Source organism: Selenomonas sp. FOBRC9 (assembly GCF_000287655.1).
GTDB lineage: Bacteria > Bacillota > Negativicutes > Selenomonadales > Selenomonadaceae > Centipeda > Centipeda artemidis.
In genome coordinates this window covers 1-23,305 of sequence record NZ_ALJR01000011.1, presented here as the reverse complement: position 1 = coordinate 23,305, position 23,305 = coordinate 1, and the positions used below count along the sequence as shown (strand labels likewise).

The window sequence follows — 23,305 nt, the reverse complement described above, 5'->3', positions numbered from 1 at the left end:
CTATCGTCGTCCCCCGCGCGTACCTTTACCTCGTCCGCATTCCCGTGCGGTATATTCCGCCCACACCGCTTCGTACGCCGCCCCGACGACCGTCCCATAGGCGGGCGCATCCATCACGGGCGACGCCGCCGTCATCCGGCGCAGCCCCGCGTGCAGCGCATCAAGTGTATCGAAATCCTGCGCGAGGAACACGGCGCGCTCGATATATTCTTCCTCTGTATATGCGATGAGCGCATCCGCGCCGATATTCCGGAGCAACGACGCGCCGAATCTGCTCCCGAGCGTTTCCCCCGCGCGCGTCACGACGGGCACGCCCATATAGAGCGCATCACAGGTCGTCCCGCCGCCCGGATAAGGGAACGTATCAAGCGCGATGTCGATGCGCCCGTATGCCGCGAGATAATCTGCCGACGCCCCCTCCGTCTCCACACGCTCCGGAGGGATGCCTGCCGCCGCAATCCGCCGCCGCGCTTCGGCGGCGCCGTCCGACACGGAGAAGATCTCCGTCTTGAGCAACAACCGCGCCGTCGGCACGCGCCGCAGAATCTCCGCCCATACCTGCAGCACCCGATCGTTGATCTTCGTAAAATTATTTAGACTGCCAAATACAATCGGACGCCCCGCCGCCGGCAAATGCGCCGCCGGAGGCGCGGGACGCAACGGCTGCCAGCAAAAATGCGTCCGCGGCAGTACGAGCAAACGCTCGACAAAGCCCTCTTGCGCACGTCCCGCCGCAAGTACGGGATCTGCGAGAAAATAATCCACAGTCTTTAGCCCTGTTGAGGAAAAGTAGCCGATCCCCGACATCTGCACCGGCGCTGGACGATAGGCGAGGACGGGCAGTGTCCCACCCGCCGTATGCCCCGCGAGATCGACAAGGATATCGATTTGATCCTCATAGATCCGATGCGCCGCTTCCTGCGCCGTACAGCCCATGAGATTCCGAAAACAGGTCACGCGGCGGCGCACCCCGTCCGTGAACGCATCCTCCCGATTCATCGCGTAGACATAGACCTCGAAGCGTGTGGTATCGAGCGCGGTAAAGAGCGCATACGAAAAGGAGAGCACAACGTGCTCCCGGACATCGGGCGAGAGATAGCCGATGCGCAGCCGCCCACGCGCCCCTCCCGACGCATGGGAAAACGGCACAATATCGCCGAGCAGCGCCCCGTATTCCTCTGCCGCCGCACGCTCCTCGCGCGGCGTCTGCGGGAGATAATGCCGATTAAAGAGCACATTGCTCGCATTGAGCAGGCGCAGCGCCCGCTCCGGCGCCGCATCCCGCGCGTGCGCATAGAACGTCACGGCATCCTCCGCATGCCCCAGGAAGCGCGCGCACCGGCCCGCAAGATTGAACACCTTTTCCGCCACGGGCGCGGGCATGGCACGCCCCATCAGCGGCGACAGGAGCAACAGCGCAGTGCTCCGCTCCCCCTGCATCAAATGAATCCGTGCCCGCAGAAAGATCGTATAGAGGTCATCCGGGCGATGCCGCGCACAATTCTCCCATGCCGCGAGCGCATCTTCCGCCGTGCCACACTCAATCGCGAGCGCGGTCAAAAGCCCCGCCGCCTCTCCCGGTTCATCCCGGCGGAGCAGCTCAATATCCGCCTTGGCGCGCAGTGTATCGCCGCGATCGAGCGCGTCATAAATACGCGTGCGCAGACACTCTATATCTGCCGGTATCCGCGCCGTCATATCCGCTCTCCGGAAAGGCGCGCGATGCGCCGCCGCATCCTCATGTCCTCGGGCGCGGCGGAAAGCTCTCTGCACGAGCGCGGCAGGAGCATCGCAATGCGCCCCTGCTCCTCCTGCGAAAACGCCTCCATATGCGCCGCCGCGACTGCCGCCGTCCGCTCCCGGTCCTCGATGAGAGACGCCGCCGCCGCGCACACCTCCCCCGTCAGGAGCAGGCGTCTGCGCGCGGAGAACTTCGCCCCGCCGCGCTTCTCATAGTAAAGGGCGGCGAGCGGAAAGGGCGTATCGACAAGAACCTGCGCCAAGACCCCCGCGTCCGCCGCCCCGTCATAGAGGTCGTTCAGCGCCGCGACGACATCCGCCGTCTCCGCGCCCGTCTCGGCGAGCAGACGCAGGAGCGCCTTGAGGGACGGCAGATGCCGCTTTTGCTCGCGCAGAGACCGGATATAGAACGCCGCCGCGGCTCCCTTTTCCCCGCACAGCTCCGCCGCCGCACCGAGCCGCTCATAGGCAAGCGGGGCAAGTACATGGGAAAAGTCTCCGACGCGGTAGTGCTGCTCATGCAGGCGGATCCCCTCGGCATAGGCACGTCGTGCCGCCGTAAAATAACCACGCTCCCACGCATATGTGCCGTAGATGAGGGGAAAATCCGCTTTTTGCGGAATGTTTTTACAGGCAGCATCATAGGAGGCATCGATCTCCGCATCGTCGGCATTCATCAAGATAAGCGACTGAAGCAGGATCGCGTACGGACGATCCTCACCACCGACGGGCTGCTCTGGCAGCGCCATCGCCTTTCGCGCGTATGCCGCTGCCTTTTCATAATCCTCTAGCGTATAATAGCAGTCCATCAGATGGTAGTCGTCCATCTTGTCATGCCGCCCCGCCGCACGCCGCGCTGACAGGAGCTCCAAATCGCGCTGCGATTTATGCCGGATAATCTGCGGCGAATAGCCCGTATGATAAAGCGTCAGCTCCTCCGTCATCACCATCTCGCGGGCAGAGTCGCCGCTTAGATTCTCCACATGCTCGTGGATGCTCCCGACAAAGCGCAGATGCGGCAGACGACGGAAGATGCGCTGTACCTGTGCCGTCGTGCCAAGGAGCGTGCCCGTCTGCATATCGATATTGATAAGACGCACAATGAATCCGTCAATTTGCTCTGCGCCGTCATACTCCTCAATGAGCGGACGCACACGCGGCGCGCTCTCATCCGTGAAATATTCGTCCGCATCGGTAAAAACCACCCAGTCTCCCGATGCGCGGTCAAGTGCAAAATTTTTCGCGGCAGAAAAATCGTTGATCCATTCAAATCGATACACCATCGCCCCGCCCGCACATGCTGTCTCGACCGTCGCGTCGGTCGATCCCGTATCGACCACGATCATCTCGTCGGCAAAGACGCGCATGGAGGCGAGCCAGCGCAGCAGGTTCTTTTCCTCATTCTTTGCGATGACACAGGCAGAAATTTTCATTGTATCAGCTCCATCAGTTCCTGCGCCTTCCGATTGTTCGGCTGTGCCGCAAGCGCACGGCTGAGATACACACGTCCCTCGTCCCGTTTGTCGAGCGCCAGACAGGCGCGCCCCGTCTCATAGAGATACTCCGCGTCCGTTACGCCGCCCGCTTCTCCGTAGAATAGCAGAGCATTCAGTGCCGCCGCAGGGCGTTCCGCAGCCGTAAAGTCATCTGCAAGTTTCCGTATATATTCGATACCAAACGCCCCCGCACATCGGATTACGCGCGCCGCCTGCGCCTCATCCGCCGTACGGATGAAGGACGCCCGCACAAGCTCATAGCCCTCGGCGGTATCGGGGCGCGGCACGGTGTCGGGTTCATCATAATACCGCCAAAAGGCACGCAGTACATCCGGCAGGAGCGCCCGCAGGCGGCGGTAAAGATGACGCCCATCCGCCGTATGCACGCGTTCCAGGCGCAGAAGGATCTCCGCCGTCTCCCGCACATCGCCCGCGAGCAAGCCCGTCAAATATGCCGCACGTTCCTCGGGCGACTGCCCCCGCACCGCCGCATAGATCGGCGGGATCTCCGGCGCACGTCCCGTTTCGGTGCGCAGTGCATCGCGTGCTGTGCGCGCAAGCGGCATTCGCCCGCTCCCCTCCGCCGTGCGATAAAGATAAAAAAGGCTCTCCGCATCCGTACCGATCTGCGCGCGCAGTCCTGCAAGAACACGCTGCGGCGATTCATCCTCATGCAGCTCCGCATAGATATCCACCGCCGCTTCGCGCGCCGCCCTCGCGTCAAAGGCATATGCGAGTGCCGCTTCCGCGCCCGCGCGGTCTCCTGCCGCAAGCAAAAGACGTGCCCGCGCGGCGGAGATTTCCCCCGCCCACGCGGGGAACGCGGAGCTCTCTCCGCTCTCGTCCTCCGGCATCTCATAGAGCTCCAGTGCCCGCGTGAGTTCGGCGAGCGCACGTCCATCCCCTGCCGCCTCATAGAGCAGGCCGAGACGCCCATGGAAATCCGGCAGGAGCGGAAATGCGCGGCACGCCCGCTCCGCTTCTGCGATCTGATCCGCGAGCGGCGTTTCCTCACTCTCCATACAATCAAGCAGGACATGATACAGATGCGACTGCGCACCAAGAGACTTTGCGTCTTCCGCAATCGCCCCCCGCGCATAGAGAAGCGCGGCAGCGCACTGTCCGAGTCCATAATAGGTATCGGCGAGATAGCGATAGTCTCCCGGGCGGATGCCGTTTTGCTCTATTTCCGCCGCGAGCAGGGCGAGATTGCGCACATGCTTCTCGTACATGCGACCTGCAGAATAGCCGACATGCCGAATGGAGAGTACTGTCGTCTCTTGATAGAGCAGGGGCTCTCCCTCCGCCTTTTGGAGCCGTTCATGCACGCGTCCCTCGTAGAACAGCCCGCGGCCAAGACGCAGGAGCCGCACATGCGGCGCGCGCCCGATTTCACGCGCGCCGGCATCCTCATCCACATGCACGATCGGCAGGAGAACGGCATCCGCTTCCGGCATCAATACGTCCATCATCGCGAGATAGGGACCCACCTCGCGGGGATCAAAGAACGCCTCGTCCGCATCGAGAACCGCCGCCCATGTGCCGGACGCACGGGAGAGCGCCGCATTGCGCGCAGCAGCAAAGTCATCCGTCCATGCAAATTCATAAACATCCGCACCCGCGCGCACGGCAAGCTCCCGCGTCCCGTCCGTCGATCCCGTGTCGAGCACGATGCGCTCATCCGCATACGCCGCCGCATTCCCCAGCCACGTCTCCATATCGCGCGCATCGTTGCGCACAAATACGCAGGCGGAAATACGAACGTCTCGCTCATGCATATGTATTTTTTCCCAAATGCCCATCCGCAGCCGCAGCTGCGCCGCCCCTTCCTCCGTGAAATCCGACGGCTCAAGCCCTCCCCGCGGCGGCGGGATATCGATCGCAGTCTCTGCCGCCCGGATCGCCGCCGCATAGTCATAGCAGGCGGCGCACGCTTCCGCATATTCCGCGTGCATCTCCGGCAGCTCCGGGAAATCTGCGGCGGCACGTCCCGCGATCTCGCGCCGCCGATCCCGCATCTGCGGATGCATCCCGTAGATGTGCAGCAGGATGCGGTACGAAGAGCTCGCATAGACCGTAGGTTGACGTCCGCGCGCAATATCGCGCAGCGCATAATGCTCCGCCATGCGCGCATCGCCGAGCCGATCATAGGTCTCCGCGAGATAGCGCAGACATCGCTCCGGATCGTCTCCCGTCTCCAGCTCCGCCAGCAGCATCCGCAGATTACGCTCCCCCTTTGCCCGCGTCAGCGTCGCCGAATAACCGGTGTGAATCAGTTTGAGCTGCGCCGCCGACAGCGTGACGACATCCTTTATGACCGCCCCCCGATCGCGCAGTTCCTCGTGGATGCGCCCCACATAGCGGCGTTCCTCCGCATATTTGAACATGCGCGGCGCGAACGAATCGAGCAGCAGCTCCCCCGTATCCTCATCGATGTTCTTCCACGGCACAAGCAGCACCTGCGCCCCGGATGCCTCCACCGCGTGTGCAACGTCCCGCAGATTTCCTGCCGTCTCGGATGTAAAATACTCGTCCGCATCGAGGAATACGACCCAATCTCCGTGGGCATGAGAAAGCGCCGCATTGCGCGCCGCCGCGAAGTCGTCCGCCCATGCGAAATGATAGACCCGTGCACCGAGCGCGGCGGCGGTATCCGCCGACCCGTCCGCCGATCCCGTGTCAACGACGATCAGCTCGTCCACATGCGCGCGCAGGCTCTCGATGGATTTTTTCAAATGCACGGCGTCGTCGCGTACGATATAACATGCCGTCAGCCGCATATGCGGCGGTGCATCCGAGACGGACGGCTCTTCCTCCGCGCGGTAGCGCCGCTCTTTTTCCGCCCAGATTTCCGCGCTCCGGACATCTCCCAGATGCGTATAAATTTGGGACATGCGCTCCGCGACCCGCGCCGCCACATCGCGGTTAAAAAAAGAATCGTCCCGCCGGACGCCGACATCGCCCTCATACCGATCCATCGCCGCCGTAAAACTCGCGATTGCCGGCTCGTATTGCCCCAGACCGCAGAGCACCATCCCGCGCTCCGCGTAGAAATCCGGCAGATCGGGATAGCCGGCGATGGCGGCGTTGACGTATTTCAGCATTTCCGCATCCGAAGAATGCAGGGCGCGCATGGACTCGATCACCTGATGATAGATTTTACTCCGTCCGCCGATGATCACCATATCGCTCGAAAGAACCTCCGCCGAGAGTTCGATCACGCGCCGGTAGTCCTTCATCCAAAAATAGCAGTCGGCGAGATATGCCGCGTGCCACGGTTTGCGCCCGTGCGCCGCGGCGTCCGCTTCGAGCATCGCGATATTGCGGTGTACCTTCTCCGCGCTCCGCTCCGTCATATATCCCGTATGCCCGCAGGCGAGACGATCATCCGCATAGCAGAGGATGCGCTCCGCCCCGTCGCGCCGCACCGCCTGCTCATGAATTGTCCCCTCATAGCACAGCGCATCGCCGCCGCGCAGAACGCGCGGCAGAACATCCGTCATCATATGATTGCGGTCGCCCTCGGATACATAATGCTCCATGCGGACCATGAGAAGATCCCATGCCGTTCGGGCGGCATAGGATTCTATCGCAGCGCGCACCTGTGCCAGATGCAGAAAGTACTCGTCCGCATCGAGGAAAATGATATAATCTCCCGTCACATGAGCCAGTGCAAAATTCCGCGCCGCCGCAAAATCGTTCCGCCACGGAAATTCGTAAAGTGCGGCATGATATTCCGCCGTCACAGCTGCGACCTGCGCATCTCCTGCCGTAGAGACAACGACGATCTCATCCGCCGCCGCTGCGACACTCGAGAGAGAGCAACGCAGCTCATCCGCTTCGTCCTTCACAATATAGCAGGCGGAGATCTTCATGGCGCACATCCTTTCATATTGTGTTCATTATACGGCATCCCGGCAAAAATGGCAAAGGATTCGTGATGCAGTTATACGCCAAGATCGCGCGTCATACCGTAACCTAAGTGATGCGGAAGTTTCGATGCATAGCTAGGAATTCAGGTGAACGCGAGGAAGACGTAGCCAAAACCTACGTCGACGAAGCGGTTGCCAAAAATGACGACGCTAGGCCCCAAAATCCCGCTTCACATCACGCCGTAACCTGAGTGAAGCAGAAGTTTGGATGCAGCGCAAGGAATGAGGAGGACACAAGGGAAGGCGTAGATGGAATCTACGTCGACCGCAGTGTCCGACGATATGACACAGCGATGCGCCAAAATCCTGCTTCACGCCGAAAAAAAGAGCCCCTTCCCGTGAGGGAAGAGACCCTTTTCTTGTTTGTCCGCAAATTAACGCCGAAGCGAAAATTACTTGAGGAGCGAGAGGACAGCGGAGCTGTTCTGGTTCGCCTGCGCGAGCATGGACTGCGCAGCCTGGAGCAGAACGTTGTTCTTCGTGTACTCCGTCATCTCCTTCGCCATGTCCGCGTCGCGGATCGTGGACTCGGAGTTCTGGACATTCTCTGCTGCCGTGGTGAGGTTGGAGCTCGTGTAGGAGAGACGTGTCTGGACAGCGCCGATATTCGCCTGCTCGTCGAGTGCCTTCTGGAGCGCCGTCTCGATGGCGTTGATCGCAGCATTTGCCTTGTCCTGCGTCTGAACGCTGATGACCGAGCCGTCCGTACCCTTCATGCCGAGTGCGAGCGAACGCATATCCGTCATGCTGACCTTGATGGCCTGATTCGCCTTCGTGCCCGTCTGGAGCGTAAGTGCATTGTCGTCCGACTTGTTCTCTGCGCGGATGCGCTCGTTGAAGCCGTCGAGAGCGGTGTTCGCGGTCTTGCGGATCGCGCCCGTATTGTCAGCGATCGAGATCGTGAACGAGGAGACCTGGTAGGTCGTGCCCGCACCCTTCGCGCTGATCGACAGAGCGCTCTTGTTGTCCGCCGTGTAGACGCTGTTGCCCGCCTTGTCGAGACCGATGAACGAACCTTCCTGCGTTTTCGCCTTATCGACGAAGTCGGAGCCTACGACACCCTCGGTGCCGTTGAACGCCTTCGCCGTGAGCAGATCCGACATCGTGTTCGTGCTGACCTGGAACGTCGTCGTGTAGGTCTTGCCCTCGCGGACGTAGGAAACGGTGACCTTATCCGTCGACTGGATGTTGAGACCTTCGTCCGTGCGGCTCTGGAGCTCCGTCAGCTTGGATCCCCACTTCGAGCCAGTGCTGAGCGAGGTGTTCGTGAGCGTCGTGCACGTCGCCGTGCCGATGCTGTTGCGCGAACCGTCAACGAGGTACTTGCCGTTGTAGGTAGCAAGCGCGTTGTCGTCGATCTGGTCAACCATCTGGTTGATCTCTTTCTGGATCGTACGGCGGTCTTCGTCGGTGTTTGTGTCGTTCGCCGCGTTGATTGCCTTCTCCTTCAGGGTCTTGAGGATCTCAACCGTGCTGGAGACAGCGCCCTCGGCGGTCTTCATCATGCTGTTGCCGTTCTGGGTGTTCTGGTTGTCCTGATTCAGCGAACGGATCTGGACGCGCATACGCTCGGAGATGGCATAGCCGGAAGCATCGTCGCCGGCATCGTTGATCTTCATGCCCGAGGAGACCTTCTGAAGGCTCTTCGCGAGCGAGGACTGGTTCTTGTTCAGGATGTTCAACGTGTTGACTGCCGACATGTTGTTTTTGACTATCATAGCCATGGTGTAAATTCCTCCCTGGTATAGTTCCGGCTGTGCCGGAAGTTAAATGTATGTGCGGACATCCGTGCCCGCTGTAATAGGCAAGTGCGCGTCTATTCCGTCCGGCTGCTAGCTGACCGTCAAGAACAGCCGCACCGCTTGCTTATTAGCTTTACATAATGTATATCGTCACGGGGACGATATACTTAAGCATTATGCTGAAAATATTTTACTTTTTTTCCTGTGTTTTGTCAAGGTGCAGACCGGGTGTCGTCCGCACGCTCAGTAACGCTTGTTGAGTACGCTCCCGAGCGGGCTCGCCTCGGAGAGATCATAGCTGTGAACGGCGGCATTCTGCCGGCGCGATTTGTTCAGCCATGCGCGCGCCTTGTACCCGATCTGCATCTCGAGCGGACGAACCTCCGCATCGAAGGCTTCCCATGCCGCGCTCTCCTTATAGGGATCGGCGGGCAGCGCACGGATCAAGTCAACGATTTGCTCCCGCTGATCAACAAGGCTGATGAAGGTGTCGATTTCCTCTCCGTCGATGAATTTGATCAGCTCGTGGGTGAGGACGCGGTATTTCTCCCAGAGTTCCGCGGCTGCCGCATACTGTTCATCCGGCATAGACGCCGCTCCCCTCTGTGCCCTGCGAGCCTTTCTCCTCACGCGCTTTCTTCATCGCCTGCGCCCATGCGTCCCGGAGTTCCGTCATGATATCCGATGCCTCGGCGATGATCGCGGGATCGCTCTTCATATTCCCCTCGACGAGACGGTCATAGGCGTAGTTATAAAGCGGCAGAAGCTGATGGGAGATCTCGTAATCCATGTTGAGGGTCACGCGGAACTCGCTGATGATATTCTGTGCTTTTTGAAGAGACTCGTTCGCGGTTTCATAATGCTTCTCCGCGAGCGCCTCGACCCCCTCCTTGATGAACTTGAGGCAGCCGTTGTAGAGCATGAGTGTGAGCGCTTCGGGCGTCGCCGTCATGACCTGCTGTCTCTTATAGGCGTCCGCAGCGGTATTTACCATTCAAAAGCCCCCTCGTCACTTCGCGGCAAAGAAGTTGAACTGTGCAGAGAGACGCGAGATTGCAACTTCCATCGCGTTGTACTTCTTGTAAAGATTGTTCTCAAAGGAGGTCATGAGCTGTTTGAAGTCGCTCATCTGTTTCTGATAGTTCTGGATGAGTTTGCCGAGCTCACTCGTAACGTCCGTCTTGTCCGCCGTTCTGCCCGCATGGTTCTCAAGCGATTTGAGCCGGCTCGTCACCTTGTTGTAAAGACGGTTTGCAACGCCGCTGTTGTTGTAGTCGTTGTCCGGATCGTCATACGACATCAAACGGTTCACGGCATCCGGTTCTGCGGCGATGGCGTTTTTGAGCTTCGTCTCGTCGATCTGCAGATGCCCCTTCTGATCCTTCGACGTGATGCCCATGGACGCGAGCGAATTGTAGCGCCCGGGAACGGATCCGACACGGTTGGTCACGGCATCGCGCATATCGCTGATAATGGAGCGAAGGTATTCATCACGGTACAGAAGCCCCGATTTCGCCTTCTCGTTCCACTTATCGACCTGCTCCTTGGTCATACCGTCCTCTTGGGTCTTTGTGAGCACGCCGTAGTCACGGTACTTGCCCTCGCTGTACTGCTTGTTGAGATCGTCAAGGAGCTTGTTGTACTCCTCCACGAACTTCTTTACATTCTCGAGCAGCTTGTCCTGATCCTGCGCGATTCCGACCTGAGCCGGTGCTGTCGTTTTCTGCTTAAAGGTATAGGTAACGCCGCCGACGGTGAGCTTGTTCTCCTGCAAATTATCGTATACACGCCCGTCGATCGTAGCCTTGCCGTTGACACCGGTCACCGTATTCGTCGTCCCCGCACTGTATGTCTGCGCGGTACCGGGGTTATTGTTCACATTGCCCAATTTAAGGTTTGTAAGCAGCTGTGCGGACGCATTCTGCATATCTCCCGTGCCGCTTTCAACGGAGAGTTCTATTTTGTTCTCCGCCCCCGTCTTGGTATTGACGATGGAAAAAGCATCCGATACCGTGTCATAGGATGCGCTGAGGCTGCGCGCTGCGTTCTTCCCGGCGGTATCCTTATAGCGCGCATTGTTGATGCGGGTCGCAAGGTCGTTCAGCGTGAGGTTCTTATCGAAAACCTCTTCGGCCGTAAACTCAACCGTCGTCGTATTTGTTCCGTCGGAGACCTTGAACCGGAGTGCGACATCCGTGTTTGCCATGCCTGCCGGTTTCGTACCGCCCGCATAGGCAATGTCCTTGAGCATCATGCTCTTTGCATTTTCTGCCGCTGTACTGGTACGACCTACATGTTCACCCGTTGCGGTCATGAGATAGGCGTTCTTCGCTGTCTCTTCGACTGTGACGTTATGCGTCATGAGCCCCGCGCTTGCGTTTGCGACCGCCGTTACGGCGTCCGTATTCGAGCTCGTCGCCGTCATCGGCTTCGTCGTTGCGCTCAGCTTATAGTTTGAAAGCGTACTATTTTGGAACGTGCTGAGCTTTTCATACACATTCGCATAGGCTTCCTTACGCCACTCCGTCTCGACTTCCTTTTTATAGATACGATCATATCTCTTTTGCTGAGAGATCATTCCGACCTTGACGAGCGATTCGACGTCGATGCCGGATCCCGAGAGTCCGTAGATTCCCTTTGACCCCGTGGCTCCTGTTGCTCCTGCCATAGTAACTCCTCCTTGCCTTTCCCTGCTGCCGGCTTAGGCGGTCTTATCCAAGAATGCGCCGATCCAGTCGTGTACCTTGATCATGTGCTCGACCATCGCCTCGGGCGGCACTTCGCGCAGCACTTCGCCTGTTTTCTTATCCAGCATACGCACGGACATCACGTTGACTTCCTTGTGGTACTGGAACTCAAGATTGACGTTGATGCTGCGCATGATTTCGTTGAGCTTTTTGGTGATGTATGCTGTCTGATCTTCGGTCAGTTTTTCATGATGCGCCGATTTCTCGTTCGCTTTCTGCGACGCATCATACTGCACGCTGTTCGCATTGCTCGATGCGGGCACTGCGCTTTCCTGTGCCGGATCGCTTCCTGCGGTCTGCGGGGCACTCTGCCCGTCCTGCATACTGCTCACAGCAACCGCCGCGAGCATGACATCCTGAACGCTTCCTACTGCCATAGGTATCCCTCCATGTATACCGGGAAACGCTCCCTGCGTTTCCGCTGAATTCTTCCATGATAACTATATATTTTACCCTTTGGGCAAGCTGCTGAGGTCAAAGTCCTGCGGGGCTGCCGCGGCTCTTTGGTTCTCCTCCTGGATTGCCCGGTAGATTTCACCGCGGTAGATCTTGACGCTGCGCGGCGCGTCGATAGCGATGCGCACGTTGTCGCCCTGTACCTCCACGATGTTCACAACGATGTTGTCGCCGATCATAATCTGCTGTCGGGGTTTGCGGGTGAGTACGAGCATTACTTGTCCTCCTTTGTATCCGGAAACAAGCGATGCTTCGTCGTGTATGGGCTGCGATCCAGCACAATCTGCTTGGCGTGGCGCGTCTTGGCGTTGATGACAATCGGCGCCATGAGGTTCGCCGTGAGATCGCGGATCTCCGTGCCCGAAAGGGTGAGAATCGTGTAGATCAGAACTTCCTCGGGCGACGTCAGTCCGAGCGCACGCTCCACATCGTCGTCGATGACAACTTCATACTCCGGAAAGAATACGAGCGGCATCGTCATGAGGAACGCGAGATCCGGCGTCTTGAGTGACTGGAGGAACACATAGGGACTCCCCTCCTCGTAGGGGATGATGAGGAATTCCCGTTCCTCCTCAAAGGCCGGAATACCCGATTCGAAAGTGATGATTGCGTCTTCTTCCGCTTCGATCTCGCCGAAACGGGTTGTCATGAATTTTTTCATCAAAAGCTCCTGTTATGCCAGTATATCATAGTGTCCCTCGCTGACCCAGCCGTGAATGTCCCCCTTGCGCTCGAGATAGGTCTCGATGCTGCCGCGGTTGTACTCAATGCGGGCGCGCGGCTCGATCTGCCACTGCGTTGAAACAGCGCCGACCTCGGTCTCGCCGACGACCTCGCCGATGTCGAAGCTGATCTCAGGTTTTGGAATCGCCGCCGCGACGAGCACGCGGTTCTGATCGGCGATACTCTGCACCTCGCTCTGCACCTGCTCGATGGGAACCATGCGTCCGGGTTTCGGCCCGTCCTCGGCGAGCGCCCATGCCATCTGCGTGTGCTTGGACGTTCCCTGCTGCACGCCCGAGAGTCCTTCCTGCTCGTTTTCGCGGGCAAAGTCGGTATGGTTTGTATAGCCGTAGCTGTGACGGCTCGGATAGCTGTCGATATCGATTTTGGGCTGTGTCTTTCCTTTGTTCGAGCGTGCCTGCTGCGACGTCTGATCGTAGCTCGGCTGATTGATGCCCGCGTCGAGGGTGTTCTTCTGCGACCGCATCCCGATCATCGGGAGTGTATGGCGCACGTTGAGATAAAGCATAGACATCGTGGGCATCCTTTCCCGTTATGAAAATGCTAGTAAAAATCAGCGCAGATAATCGACGAGCGAGAGCGGCAGGATGCGTGCCCCCATGGAGAGCGACATGCTCATGAGGGTCTGCTGCTGCATCATCTTGGTTGCAAGTGCCGCGACATCGGTCGAGGAGACATCGGTGATATCCTTTGTGATGTTTTCCTTGTGATTCGTCAAAATATCCGTCATATCGGTGTAGAGGCGCGAACGCGCGCCCGTCTCCGTATGTGCCTGCAGCGTCACCTGGTTCGCAGCATCCGCGAGCGTTACGCCGTCGGAGCTGATCCAGTGCGGGTTGGAGCGGTTCGTCTGCTCGTACACGGTGAGCATGTTGTTGAGCATCGCCGTGCCGGAAGCACTGTTGCCCGAGTTCCCATCGTCGAAGAGGTCGCGTCCGAAGAGGTCGCGCCCCGTCTTATTCACCGTATCCGCCGTTGGCTCGGTTGAACCGTTCTGCTTGACCATGGAGATGTAGCGCATATCGCCGTTATAGGTAGCGATCTGCTGTTTGATCGTGGCAAACTTCATATTGACGGTTGAACCGCCAACCGTTGCGGATGTCGTCCAGTTCGTCCCGGCGCCTGCATCCGTTTTGATTTCGCCCGTATTCTTGAAATGTTGGCTGATATTGAGCGCACCGCCGATGTTTCCGACGCGATCAGTCGCGGGATCTACCGTCGAGCGCCCTTTGGCGATGACGTCCTTATACCCTTCCTGCACAAATTCCTTCGTATAGATGTCGCCCGTGAGGGTATTCATATAGTAGTCTTTGCCGTCGTCCCCCTGAAGCGCAAGCATCTGATGCAGAAAATCGCCGCTTTTCTCATTGCTGACACCGTTGAAGAACGCTGTCTGCCGATCATCGAGCGTCTTGGTAAGACCGCGGTCAACCTTATGCGACGAATCCGTCATGGAGAAGGGCTGCGTAAGATCCGCCTGCCCGGAGAAAATATAGCGGTCACCGAGCTGCGTGTTGCCGAGGGAGACGATCTGCTGGATGCCTGCCATCATCTCGCGTGCGATGGCAGGCCAGTCGCCGCCCTTTTCATCCTTGTCGTCGTTTGCCGCTTGAATGGTCTTTGCCTTGAAGGTCTTTTGAATATCCTCCATACCGGAGAGTGCGTTCTGCGTGGCGTTCATCCACGAAAGCCCTGCCTTCACGCTGCTCTGATACCGCTCGTTCTCGCCCTCGGAGATGTCGTAGCGCAGGTAACGCGAATAGTCCACGGAGTTGTCGGAGGGACGGTGCAGTTTGCTGCCGTCGCCCTGCTCCATGAGTTTGGCCTTATTGTATTCCAGTTCGTTGAGATCTTTTTGATAGCGCTGTACCGAGTAATCGCTGCTGACGCGGATTGCCATGGGTCACACCTTACCTTCCAACCGTGCCGGTACTATTGATGAGCTTGTCAAGCATCTCGTCCATCGAGGTAAGGACGCGCGAGCATGCGCCGTATCCCGTTTGGAACTTCAGCATATTCGTCAGCTCCTCGTTCCAGTTGACGCCCGCGGTGGACTGCCGCCACTGGGTGATCTGTGTGATGAGATCGTCCTGCTGCTTGAGCTTTTTGTCCACGGTCTCGGCGTTCGCGCCGAGCTTGCTCATGATGCCGTTGTAATACTGATTGATGGAAATCGTGCTCACCGGACGCTCCGTTCCCGCGGGATTCATCGAGCTTCCCTGATCGGTGTTGAAGAGCTTGCTCAGTTCGACTGCCATCGTACCGTCGCCTGTTCCGTTGATCCAGCTGTTGTCGTAGGTGTAGGTCGAGGATCCCGCCGAGATGGTCGGCTTGACCATCCCCTTAGGCTTGCTGGTCAGCGGATCGACGGCCGGATCGTAGATCTGCCGTGCCGCGACAAGGTTCTGACCGCCCGGCGCAGTCAGTTCGCTTGCGACCTTCAGGGCATTGATGATCTGCATGGATTTAAGTTTTTTCTTATCTGAAGCGACTACGGAATCTGTCATCGTAATCGTTGTCGTCGTGCCGGAAACCGTTTTGTTGACACTCGCGGCAGTCTGCTCCATCCAGCGCTCGCCCGTCGCCGCATCGACGTGCCATGTGTAGTGTGTACCTGTGTAGCTGCCGCCGGTCGCGGTGCTTTTATTGCCGTTGTCCCCAAAGAAATTAAGCCATGTTGTCGCATCTGCATCAATGCCCGCGCCCTGCTTGTGTACGTCGTTAAACGTTGTGAGCAATGTTGCGGCAATATCCGCGAGGTTGTCAATATATCCCTTATCCTGCACGATGGTATCCTGTAGTGCCTTGAGGACGCCGCTCTGCGGGACATAGCCGATGCCGCCCGCCTCCTTGATGCGGATGGTGTAGTCGGTGATGCCGTACTCCTCGTTGTTCATCGGCTCACTCATCTCGAGCGTCAGCCGGCCTTCGCGATTGACGAGCGTCATGCCGTTCGAGACGACGGTATACATACCGTTCGCTTCCTCATAGACGTTGACGTTCGTGATCTCCGAGAGCTGGTCGACGAGGAGGTCGCGCTGATCGCGCAGGTCGTTTGCTTTTGCCCCGTTCGTCTCCGCGTACATGATGTTCTTGTTCAGTCGTGAGATCTGCTCCGTGATGCTGTTGACCTTCTGCACCTGAATGCGCATCTCGTCGTACTGCGACGCGATCTGATCCTGCAGCTGGTTCGCATTCGTCCGGAGGCGGTCGACGAGGTTGTTGCCCTTTGTCAGAACGGCTGTGCGCGACGCCGCATCGCTCGCGTAGTTCGAGAGATTCACCCACGCGTCGTAGAACTGCTTCATCGCGTTGAGGATGCCCGTGTTCTTGGAATCGTTGAAGATCGTCTCGACCTTGTCGTAGTTTGTCTTATTCGTCTTGTAAAAGTTCTGTGCCGACGTCTCCGACCAGAACTGCTTATCCGCGTAGATATTGCGTGCACGCGTGAGCGACATCGCGTCGACGCCGCCGCCGACGAGGACGTCCCCGTAGAGCGAGGAACGCTCCTGGTAGTTCGTCGCCGCCGAGTTGACGCTCTGACGCGAATAGCCGGGCGTCGAGGCGTTCGTAATGTTGTGCCCCGTAGTATCCAGCGAGAGCTGGTTGTTCTGAATGCCCTTGACCATCGTATTGAGGCCGGCAAATGTTGACCGCATATTCCCTCATTCCTTCTATTACTATACGTCCGCGTCAAACATGGCGATCTCGCGCCGCAGCCCCGCGCCGGGACCCGCGACGGGCTGCGAACACCCGTAGGTATCGTCGGCGGAGGTGCCGGAAACGACGTTGAGCTGATAATTGATAAAGTCCATATTCCGGTCGAGCAGTTCTTTACAGATCTGTACCTCTTCACGCAGGGCTCTTTGCTGTGCCGCCGCACTGCGGGCGGCACGATGCGCAGTCAGCCGCTCGCTGAGGTTCGGCTCTGCGTCGATGACTGCAGCGAGCGTGCCGCGCCCCGTACGCTCCAGGAACGCCGCAAGCGCTTTCTCCGCCGCCCGCAGCTCAGTAAGGCTGCGTTCCGCCGCAGCGGTCGCAGTGCTCACGCCCCCCGCAGCGCCCCCGTGTCGGAGCGCCTCTTTCAGCGCGGCGAAGCAGCGTGCAGCTGCCTCGCATGTGCCGAGCTGCTCTTTGAGCAGGAGCAGTACCTCACGGGTCTCATTTGTCATGACCGTTCACGCCTTAAAATCCAAATTTTTCTTCAAATGCCGCACCTGCTCTGTGCCGCCCTGCCCGTAGACGGGATCGACGACCGCGCCGCCGATATGACCGAGCGTGCGGTTGACCGCCATGAGCGCGCCCTCGATGAGAAGTGCGTTCGCTTCGCTCGCTTCCTTCGTCTCCTTGACGAGAAGGCTCAGCTTGCGGCTCGCACCGAGCACGGCACGGTGCACGGCGTCGCTCGGCGCGAGGAGCGCGAGCTCCTCCATCGTCGTATCGGCAGTCACTCCCGGCGTTTCCTTCGCAATCTGCGCAAGCAGCGTCAGACGCTCTTTCTCCAGACGCTCGACTGTGCGCGCGCAGGCGCTCTCTTCCGCCGTTAGTTTTTCGAGCGCAGCCATATCGAGCGCAACAAGAATACCGCGCTTCTTCTTCTGAAGCGCGCCGATTTTCTCATACTGCGCCGAAAGGGCATGCAGCGTCTCCGTCAGGGCATTCCACATGCTGCCGGTCTCTATATCAATAACGCATCGCGAGCATCTTCGCCGCGATTTCGTCGGGAGCGGGCGCATACGTCCCCGCATCCGTGCGCGCCGAAAGAGACGACACACGATCCGCACGCACACCGTCGCCCGCGCGCAGTTTTTGCAGGATGTCGCCAAAGCTCTGCGCCTCGCCCGAGAGTTCGAGCGCGTCCGGCTGCTGCACGGCACGTACCGCATCCACGCGGCGCGTGCTTGTTGTCTGGCTGCCGGCATAGAGTCTGCTCACTGCCGACACCGTATGATTGCTGATCAACATCTTCATTCACCACCTAATGTTCTGCTCCGACTTGAATGCACGGAGCTCCTTCATTTTCTTTATCGAAAAAAAAAGACGCACACTTAAGGGCATCCCCCTGCGTGCGTCCCGTATTTTTTAATTTTAGCCGAGTGTGACATATCCCTTGCGCCCGCCGGACTTGTCGCCCGTCGTACGCATCCCGGATGCGCTCTTCTGCGCGATGTGCGCGGTCAATTCGTCCCGCATCTCCTTTTGGCACTTGTCGCAGTACTGTCCCTTTTGGATGGGCGAGCCGCATTTCTCACACGGATAGTAGAGGTCTGCCCCCGAGGAGACAAAGCGTCCCTCGCGGATCATGCGGCGGATGACCGGTTCTTGTACGCCCGTCGCCTCGACGATCTCGCCGATCTGCGACTTCGGATGATCACGGACGAACTCGACAATCGCCTTTTCCCACTCTTCTTCCTTTGCGCGGCAATCCATACAAATGCGGGCATTATTAATTGAGACAAATACCTTCCCGCAGCTTGAGCAGTTCTTCATCTTCCCTGCCATCGACAAACGCTCCTCCCAAAATAGCGGATCGCCATACTCTCATGATCCGAATCTATCTTCATGTCATAATACTATCGTATTTTACAACAACATGGGAGAAAAATCAATACTTCAACGCCGCCGTGCGAAGAGTCCGCCCTCGCGTGTAAGAATGCGGCAGCTGTTGAGCACGACGATGAGCGTGGCCGAGTTGTGGATCGCCGCCGCCGCGAGCGGGCTGATGCGCCCGAGCGCGCCGAGGATCATTGCCGCCGAGTTGACGAGGATGGTCGCTTTGAAGTTCTGCCCCACGAGGTGCATCGTGCGCTGTCCGAGCCGCAGCGCCTCGACAAGCCGCGTCGGATCCTCGGAGTGGATCGTCACCGCCGAGGACTCCGCCGCGATGTCCGTCTGGCGCCCGCCGAGCGAGACGCCGACGTCCGCAAAGGCGAGCGCGGGCGCGTCGTTGATGCCGTCGCCGACCATCATGACCGTGCCGCGCTGCTTGAGCGTGTTGACATAGTAAGACTTGTCCTCGGGAAGGATCTCCGCATGATATGAATCGACGTCCATCTCACGCGCTGCGTCCGCTGCGACCGCCTTCGCATCGCCCGTCAGCATAACGATCTCGTCCACGCCGCAGCGGCGGAGCTGGTTGAGCGTCTTCTTCATCTTGGGTCGGATCGGATCCTCGATGCCGATGATTCCTATGAGCCTCCAGTCGCGTGCGATATAGAGCAGGTTTTTCCGCGTAACGCCCGCGCCGAGATGCTCCGTATCCTCGATGCCGTTCTCGGCGAGAAACCGTTTGCTGCCGACACGCACTGTGCCGCCGGTATAGCTGTCAAAATCCGGCACCTCGGCGCACATGCCGCGCGCGACGATGGTCTCGGAGGAGCGGTGCTGCGGTGCTTTCCACCCCTTTGCATCGACATATTTTTGAATCGCGACGGCGAGCGGATGCACAGAGTGCTCCTCGGCAGACGCCGCGAGGAGGATCATCTCCTTCTCCGAGACCCCGTCCGCCGTGCGGATGAACGAGATCTCCGGCACGCCGATTGTGAGCGTCCCCGTCTTGTCAAAGACGACGGTATCGGTGCGCGCAAGCGCCTCGATGTAGTTGCCGCCCTTGACGAGGATGCCGCGTTTCGCCGCCGCCGCGATGGAGGCGGACATGGCGGTCGCTGTGGAGAGTTTCAGCCCGCAGGAGAAATCGATGAAGAGCAAATTCAGCACGCGCTGCCAGTCGCGCGTCGCCCCGTAAACGATCGCCGCGCCGAGGAAGGACACGGGCACGAGGTAGTTCGCCATCTGATCGGCGAAGTTCTGCACGGGCGCGCGGCGCGTCTGCGCCTCCTCGACGAGGTGGACGATGTGGGCGAGGGAGGTATCGCTGCCGACCTTCTCCACGGCGATCACGATCTCGCCCGCCTCGACGACGCTGCCCGCGTAGACGGGCGAGCCCGCCTGCTTCATCGCGGGGCTGGATTCGCCCGTGATGGACGCCTGCGTCACCGCCGCGTCGCCGCGCAGGACGTGACCGTCGATGACGATCTTCTCCCCTGCGTGTGCCGCGATGATGTTGCCGGGGCGTATCTCCTCCACGGGAACCTTGCGCTCAATCTCGCTTTCTCCCTCGCCCTCAACGAGCCAGACAAAGCGCTGATCGAGCGAAAGCAGTCCCGAGATCTGCGCGCGTGCCTTCTCCGCGGCGTAGTTCGTCAGCATCTCCGCGCCGTTGCTGAGGACGAGGAGCATGAGGCTCGACTCGGGCTTGCCCGCGAGCACAGAGGCAATGACGGCCGTCGTCGTGAGCGTGTCCGCGTTCGGTTCGCGGTCGCGGACGAGCCCCTCGACGCCGGTCTTGATGAATTTGCGCGAGATAGCGACGACGAGCAGAGCGCGCAGTACTTTCATAGAAGCGAACATCTCGGGCGCGGTGCGTTTCAATATCTCCATCGCGGCAAAGCTTGCGAGCGAAATCAGCGCGTCCCGGCGGAACTCCGCGAGCCGCTGTGCGGGCGTCACGGACGCTTCCTCGGCGGCGCGCACGGCACGCGAGACCGCCGCGAGAACGCGCTCGGCGGGCAGACGCCCCTCGTGCCATAGATGCACATGATCCTCGCGCACCTCTGCCGCCGCCACCGCCGGGAAGCGGCGCAGACGTGCCGCAAGGCGCGCCGCTTCCTCACGCGGGAGAGCGCATTTCATGCGTATGCGCGTATTCTTGAGTGCACTCATACCGTCCGCCATCCTCTCATCAGCGTCAGCCCCCACCACAGCATCTGGAAGCCCGAGGGCGACGTGCGCGTCGGACTTCCCGGCGCATTTGCAGCCGCATTCGAGAGCACAAGCTGCCGGATGCCGATGAGGAAGAACAGCCCCGCCGCAAGCGAGTTCAGATCGAGCGCGCCGCCCGAATGCGCCTGAATCCACCCGCTGAACGCGTGCACCGAGCTACGGATGCTCTGCGCAAGCGTCCCGACATGCGGCGCCGCATGCCCTTTCGAGAAGATTTTCTCCAGTTCCTCCGCGAGCACGAGAATATGCGCCTCATCCTCCGGATGATAGATGAGCAGGATGCTCCCGGAGTCCGCGTTCACCTCGATCTCGCGCACAAAGGAAAGCGTGCGGATGCCCGCCGTGAGGAGCTCCGCCGTCTCCTCCGTCAGGTACGGCGTCCGATAGCGCCGCCGCCCCGCGGACGCGTGCACGCAGGAAAACGGCAGGAGCAGATCGCCCGTGCGCGGCAGACGCCCGCGCGGCCGCTTGCTCCGCGTCCCCCCGCCCGCCACGACAAAGGAGGTCGGCGCCGTGCGCCCCCCGCTCATATACTGCCGCAGATACTTCGCGAGCGACGCTCCCAGCATAAATCCAGAAACATATGACATTATGCCCGCCTCCTCGCATGCTTTACAATATATTCCTCCGCGCGGCGCAGCTCCGCATTTGCGCGCAGCCGCTCCGGCAGATAAGTGATTAGGATCGATCCCGTCTCCGCATTCGTCGTCACGGAGTCCAGCTCCGCGAGCGCACCGAGACGCCGCCGCACCTCTGTCTCCAGTGCCGGATTGCCAATCATCTGCCTGCTGTAAAGGCGCACGCGCCCCGGCATATAGGACGCGACCTCCGTCGAGCGCAGGAAGAGCTCAAGCGCGGACGCGGGAATCGCCGCCCGGACGGCTTCAAAAATATCCAAGTCCGCCGGCCCCCTTTCCTTTTCAAAAAAGGGCTGCACGCGATAGTCGCGCGACAGCCCCTCTGCAAACAACCTGAGCCTTACTTATCGAGCGCGGACTGTGCCGCGATCAGATCCTCAAGCTCCTCCTTCTGCCGCTGCAGTTCCGCAACCGACAGCTCCGCCTGACCGGACTCAAGCGCCGCAAGCTGCTGCGAACGCTCCTGCATGAAGCGATAGCCGAAAATACCCGCCACCGCGCCGACCGCAAGCCCGATCCAAAAATCCGTCTTCGAGAACATAGTAGTTCCTCCTTTGCCACTTCGCCCCTTGCATGAGGGCATGTTCGCTCCTTGGCGCCTTGACTCACCACTGAGTGAATACCCCACCGCAATCCCTACGACAAATAAAGGCTGCCTCTGTTGGCAGCCTTGAAGGATTCCCGTGAGCGGCAACGGTTCCTGCGCCGTGAGGCAGCGGCAGCGCCGCATCCCTCTCCGGAACCGTTCCATTGCCCTGAGTATAAGGCACAAGCCCTCGATTGTCAATAGTTTGCGGCTAATTAGGAATCATACGCGTTTCCATTCTCAACCTGCACACGATCATCCTAAATCCATGGGGATGATATGAGCATCCTTCATGAACGCGCTGAGTTTCAGAACGTCGCGCATGAGGTCGCCGTAGTGCGCGGGCGTCAGGGACTGCGGGCCGTCGGAGAGCGCCTTTGCAGGGTTCGGATGCACCTCGATGATGAGACCGTCCGCGCCCGCCGCGATGGAGGCGAGAGACATCGGCTTGATCATGCGCCACTTGCCCGTGCCGTGACTCGGATCGGCGATGATCGGCAGATGCGAGAGGTGCTTGACCGCCGCAATCGCACTGATGTCAAAGGTGTTGCGCGTGTACGTCTCGTAGGTGCGGATGCCGCGCTCGCAGAGAATGACGTTCGGATTGCCCTCGTTCATGATGTACTCCGCCGCGTTCAGCCACTCGTCGATCGTCGCCGCAAGCCCGCGTTTCAGCATGACGGGTTTGCCTGCGCGCCCGACCGCCTTGAGGAGTCCAAAGTTCTGCATATTGCGCGCGCCGATTTGGAGCAGATCGGCATAGGCGGCGACCGTGTCCACCGCCTCGACGACCGTCACCTCCGTGACGACGCGCAGCCCCGTGCGCTCGCGCGCCTCGGCAAGGTACTTCAGCCCCTCTTCCTCCAGCCCTTGGAACGCATAGGGCGAGGTGCGCGGCTTGTAGGCGCCGCCGCGGATGAACTGCGCCCCGTCCTCCTTGATGATCTCCGCCGTCTCAAGCAGCTGTGAACGCGACTCGACCGAACAGGGTCCCGCCATCACCACGGGATTCCCGCCGCCGATCTCCACACCCGCGACATCGATCACGCTCGGCGCGGGGTGAAACTCACGGCTCACGAGTTTGTAACTCTTTGAGATCGCGACCGTCGTCTCCACGCCGTGCATCGCGTCGAGCGGCGTCGCGGCGAGCAGCGTCTTGTCCCCGATGACGCCGACGATCTTCTGCCGCGCGCCCTCCATCACCTTCGCTTCGAGCCCCTTTTCCTCAATGGCGTGAATGACGCCCTCGATATCCTCCTGCGAAGCCTCCGCATTCATAATAACAACCATCGTATTTTCTCCTTTGTAAATTTATAAAATATGATGCCCCTAAGCGTGAAAATCCCGCCTCATACCGTATGTGTGATACTCCCCCCGGAGCTAACGCGCCACTTCGTACCGCGTCGGCGTCCGCCGCAGCCATTTTTAAGCCCCGCTTTTTT

The 23,305-nt window shown here is 59.6% G+C and carries 22 protein-coding genes; all 22 read right to left on the bottom strand.

Translation table 11 applies throughout. The features are described 5' to 3' along the window. The 22 genes from HMPREF1147_RS02695 to aroF all read right to left on the bottom strand — a co-directional run bounded on the left by HMPREF1147_RS02695 (position 1) and on the right by aroF (position 23,153). Positions 1–1,698 carry a hypothetical protein gene (locus HMPREF1147_RS02695; protein WP_009657602.1) on the bottom strand — a complete coding sequence of 566 codons (1,698 nt, stop codon included), beginning with the start codon at positions 1,696–1,698 and terminating at the stop codon, positions 1–3. Further along, positions 1,695–3,173 (bottom strand): glycosyltransferase family 2 protein, encoded by a 1,479-nt coding sequence (locus HMPREF1147_RS02690; protein WP_009657593.1) that lies wholly within the window; start codon positions 3,171–3,173, stop codon positions 1,695–1,697. Before HMPREF1147_RS02690 ends, HMPREF1147_RS02695 begins: the two co-directional genes overlap by 4 nt. Continuing rightward, on the bottom strand, positions 3,170–7,111 hold the full coding sequence (locus HMPREF1147_RS02685; RefSeq protein ID WP_009657594.1) for a glycosyltransferase: 3,942 nt from the start codon (positions 7,109–7,111) through the stop codon (positions 3,170–3,172). Before HMPREF1147_RS02685 ends, HMPREF1147_RS02690 begins: the two co-directional genes overlap by 4 nt. A gap of 449 nt (positions 7,112–7,560) precedes the next feature. Beyond that, positions 7,561–8,892 carry a flagellin gene (locus tag HMPREF1147_RS02680; protein ID WP_009657603.1) on the bottom strand — a complete coding sequence of 444 codons (1,332 nt, stop codon included), beginning with the start codon at positions 8,890–8,892 and terminating at the stop codon, positions 7,561–7,563. Positions 8,893–9,153: 261 nt separating this feature from the next. Continuing rightward, positions 9,154–9,498: a hypothetical protein gene (locus HMPREF1147_RS02675; RefSeq protein ID WP_009657588.1), complete on the bottom strand. Its 345-nt coding sequence runs from the start codon at positions 9,496–9,498 to the stop codon at positions 9,154–9,156. Then, the gene (gene fliS, locus HMPREF1147_RS02670) at positions 9,488–9,904 is read right to left on the bottom strand and encodes a flagellar export chaperone FliS (RefSeq protein ID WP_009439491.1); all 417 of its coding nucleotides are present in this window, start codon (positions 9,902–9,904) and stop codon (positions 9,488–9,490) included. The genes HMPREF1147_RS02675 and fliS overlap by 11 nt, the downstream gene beginning before the upstream one ends. Positions 9,905–9,919: 15 nt before the next feature. Further along, positions 9,920–11,578, bottom strand: coding sequence for a flagellar filament capping protein FliD (gene fliD / locus HMPREF1147_RS02665; protein ID WP_009657604.1), 1,659 nt, complete (start codon positions 11,576–11,578; stop codon positions 9,920–9,922). A gap of 33 nt (positions 11,579–11,611) precedes the next feature. Continuing rightward, complete coding sequence (locus HMPREF1147_RS02660) at positions 11,612–12,034, bottom strand: flagellar protein FlaG (RefSeq protein ID WP_009657595.1); 423 nt, start codon at positions 12,032–12,034, stop codon at positions 11,612–11,614. 72 nt (positions 12,035–12,106) lie between these two features. Then, positions 12,107–12,328 (bottom strand): carbon storage regulator CsrA, encoded by a 222-nt coding sequence (gene csrA / locus HMPREF1147_RS02655; protein ID WP_009657597.1) that lies wholly within the window; start codon positions 12,326–12,328, stop codon positions 12,107–12,109. Continuing rightward, positions 12,328–12,774, bottom strand: a complete 447-nt coding sequence (gene fliW / locus HMPREF1147_RS02650; RefSeq protein ID WP_009657596.1) for a flagellar assembly protein FliW — start codon at positions 12,772–12,774, stop codon at positions 12,328–12,330. Before fliW ends, csrA begins: the two co-directional genes overlap by 1 nt. A gap of 12 nt (positions 12,775–12,786) precedes the next feature. Then, a complete protein-coding gene (locus HMPREF1147_RS02645) occupies positions 12,787–13,371 on the bottom strand; it encodes a DUF6470 family protein (RefSeq protein WP_009439321.1) in 585 nt (194 codons plus the stop codon). A 39-nt stretch (positions 13,372–13,410) separates the two neighbouring features. Then, entirely contained in the window at positions 13,411–14,757 is a 1,347-nt protein-coding gene (flgL, locus tag HMPREF1147_RS02640) for a flagellar hook-associated protein FlgL (protein WP_009350323.1), read from the bottom strand. A 10-nt stretch (positions 14,758–14,767) separates the two neighbouring features. Beyond that, complete coding sequence (gene flgK, locus HMPREF1147_RS02635; protein ID WP_009657600.1) at positions 14,768–16,516, bottom strand: flagellar hook-associated protein FlgK; 1,749 nt, start codon at positions 16,514–16,516, stop codon at positions 14,768–14,770. Positions 16,517–16,537: 21 nt separating this feature from the next. Then, positions 16,538–17,029 carry a flagellar export chaperone FlgN gene (flgN, locus tag HMPREF1147_RS02630; protein ID WP_009439346.1) on the bottom strand — a complete coding sequence of 164 codons (492 nt, stop codon included), beginning with the start codon at positions 17,027–17,029 and terminating at the stop codon, positions 16,538–16,540. Between the two features lie 6 nt (positions 17,030–17,035). Further along, positions 17,036–17,524 (bottom strand): flagellar protein FlgN, encoded by a 489-nt coding sequence (locus HMPREF1147_RS02625; protein ID WP_009657601.1) that lies wholly within the window; start codon positions 17,522–17,524, stop codon positions 17,036–17,038. A 16-nt stretch (positions 17,525–17,540) separates the two neighbouring features. Then, a complete protein-coding gene (locus HMPREF1147_RS02620; RefSeq protein WP_026762022.1) occupies positions 17,541–17,822 on the bottom strand; it encodes a flagellar biosynthesis anti-sigma factor FlgM in 282 nt (93 codons plus the stop codon). Positions 17,823–17,945: 123 nt separating this feature from the next. Beyond that, positions 17,946–18,359 (bottom strand): flagellar protein, encoded by a 414-nt coding sequence (locus HMPREF1147_RS02615; RefSeq protein WP_009439492.1) that lies wholly within the window; start codon positions 18,357–18,359, stop codon positions 17,946–17,948. A gap of 111 nt (positions 18,360–18,470) precedes the next feature. Continuing rightward, positions 18,471–20,579, bottom strand: a complete 2,109-nt coding sequence (locus HMPREF1147_RS02610; RefSeq protein WP_009657586.1) for a heavy metal translocating P-type ATPase — start codon at positions 20,577–20,579, stop codon at positions 18,471–18,473. Further along, complete coding sequence (locus HMPREF1147_RS02605) at positions 20,576–21,229, bottom strand: HMA2 domain-containing protein (RefSeq protein ID WP_009657589.1); 654 nt, start codon at positions 21,227–21,229, stop codon at positions 20,576–20,578. Before HMPREF1147_RS02605 ends, HMPREF1147_RS02610 begins: the two co-directional genes overlap by 4 nt. Further along, positions 21,229–21,537: an HMA2 domain-containing protein gene (locus tag HMPREF1147_RS02600; protein WP_037351062.1), complete on the bottom strand. Its 309-nt coding sequence runs from the start codon at positions 21,535–21,537 to the stop codon at positions 21,229–21,231. The genes HMPREF1147_RS02605 and HMPREF1147_RS02600 overlap by 1 nt, the downstream gene beginning before the upstream one ends. Before the next feature lie 80 nt (positions 21,538–21,617). Further along, positions 21,618–21,818: a 50S ribosomal protein L9 gene (locus HMPREF1147_RS02595; protein ID WP_009350333.1), complete on the bottom strand. Its 201-nt coding sequence runs from the start codon at positions 21,816–21,818 to the stop codon at positions 21,618–21,620. A gap of 300 nt (positions 21,819–22,118) precedes the next feature. Then, a complete protein-coding gene (gene aroF, locus HMPREF1147_RS02590; RefSeq protein ID WP_009657605.1) occupies positions 22,119–23,153 on the bottom strand; it encodes a 3-deoxy-7-phosphoheptulonate synthase in 1,035 nt (344 codons plus the stop codon). Positions 23,154–23,305: the final 152 nt, after the last annotated feature.

Excerpts from the sequence above, each read along its gene's own strand:
- HMPREF1147_RS02695 (WP_009657602.1), bottom strand. The coding sequence starts at position 1,698 with ATGACGGCGCGGATACCGGCAGATATAGAGTGTCTGCGCACGCGTATT.
- HMPREF1147_RS02690 (WP_009657593.1), bottom strand. The coding sequence starts at position 3,173 with ATGAAAATTTCTGCCTGTGTCATCGCAAAGAATGAGGAAAAGAACCTG.
- HMPREF1147_RS02685 (WP_009657594.1), bottom strand. The coding sequence starts at position 7,111 with ATGAAGATCTCCGCCTGCTATATTGTGAAGGACGAAGCGGATGAGCTG.
- HMPREF1147_RS02680 (WP_009657603.1), bottom strand. The coding sequence starts at position 8,892 with ATGGCTATGATAGTCAAAAACAACATGTCGGCAGTCAACACGTTGAAC.
- HMPREF1147_RS02675 (WP_009657588.1), bottom strand. The coding sequence starts at position 9,498 with ATGCCGGATGAACAGTATGCGGCAGCCGCGGAACTCTGGGAGAAATAC.
- fliS (WP_009439491.1), bottom strand. The coding sequence starts at position 9,904 with ATGGTAAATACCGCTGCGGACGCCTATAAGAGACAGCAGGTCATGACG.
- fliD (WP_009657604.1), bottom strand. The coding sequence starts at position 11,578 with ATGGCAGGAGCAACAGGAGCCACGGGGTCAAAGGGAATCTACGGACTC.
- HMPREF1147_RS02660 (WP_009657595.1), bottom strand. The coding sequence starts at position 12,034 with ATGGCAGTAGGAAGCGTTCAGGATGTCATGCTCGCGGCGGTTGCTGTG.
- csrA (WP_009657597.1), bottom strand. The coding sequence starts at position 12,328 with ATGCTCGTACTCACCCGCAAACCCCGACAGCAGATTATGATCGGCGAC.
- fliW (WP_009657596.1), bottom strand. The coding sequence starts at position 12,774 with ATGAAAAAATTCATGACAACCCGTTTCGGCGAGATCGAAGCGGAAGAA.
- HMPREF1147_RS02645 (WP_009439321.1), bottom strand. The coding sequence starts at position 13,371 with ATGTCTATGCTTTATCTCAACGTGCGCCATACACTCCCGATGATCGGG.
- flgL (WP_009350323.1), bottom strand. The coding sequence starts at position 14,757 with ATGGCAATCCGCGTCAGCAGCGATTACTCGGTACAGCGCTATCAAAAA.
- flgK (WP_009657600.1), bottom strand. The coding sequence starts at position 16,516 with ATGCGGTCAACATTTGCCGGCCTCAATACGATGGTCAAGGGCATTCAG.
- flgN (WP_009439346.1), bottom strand. The coding sequence starts at position 17,029 with ATGACAAATGAGACCCGTGAGGTACTGCTCCTGCTCAAAGAGCAGCTC.
- HMPREF1147_RS02625 (WP_009657601.1), bottom strand. The coding sequence starts at position 17,524 with ATGTGGAATGCCCTGACGGAGACGCTGCATGCCCTTTCGGCGCAGTAT.
- HMPREF1147_RS02620 (WP_026762022.1), bottom strand. The coding sequence starts at position 17,822 with ATGTTGATCAGCAATCATACGGTGTCGGCAGTGAGCAGACTCTATGCC.
- HMPREF1147_RS02615 (WP_009439492.1), bottom strand. The coding sequence starts at position 18,359 with ATGGCAGGGAAGATGAAGAACTGCTCAAGCTGCGGGAAGGTATTTGTC.
- HMPREF1147_RS02610 (WP_009657586.1), bottom strand. The coding sequence starts at position 20,579 with ATGAGTGCACTCAAGAATACGCGCATACGCATGAAATGCGCTCTCCCG.
- HMPREF1147_RS02605 (WP_009657589.1), bottom strand. The coding sequence starts at position 21,229 with ATGTCATATGTTTCTGGATTTATGCTGGGAGCGTCGCTCGCGAAGTAT.
- HMPREF1147_RS02595 (WP_009350333.1), bottom strand. The coding sequence starts at position 21,818 with ATGTTCTCGAAGACGGATTTTTGGATCGGGCTTGCGGTCGGCGCGGTG.
- aroF (WP_009657605.1), bottom strand. The coding sequence starts at position 23,153 with ATGGTTGTTATTATGAATGCGGAGGCTTCGCAGGAGGATATCGAGGGC.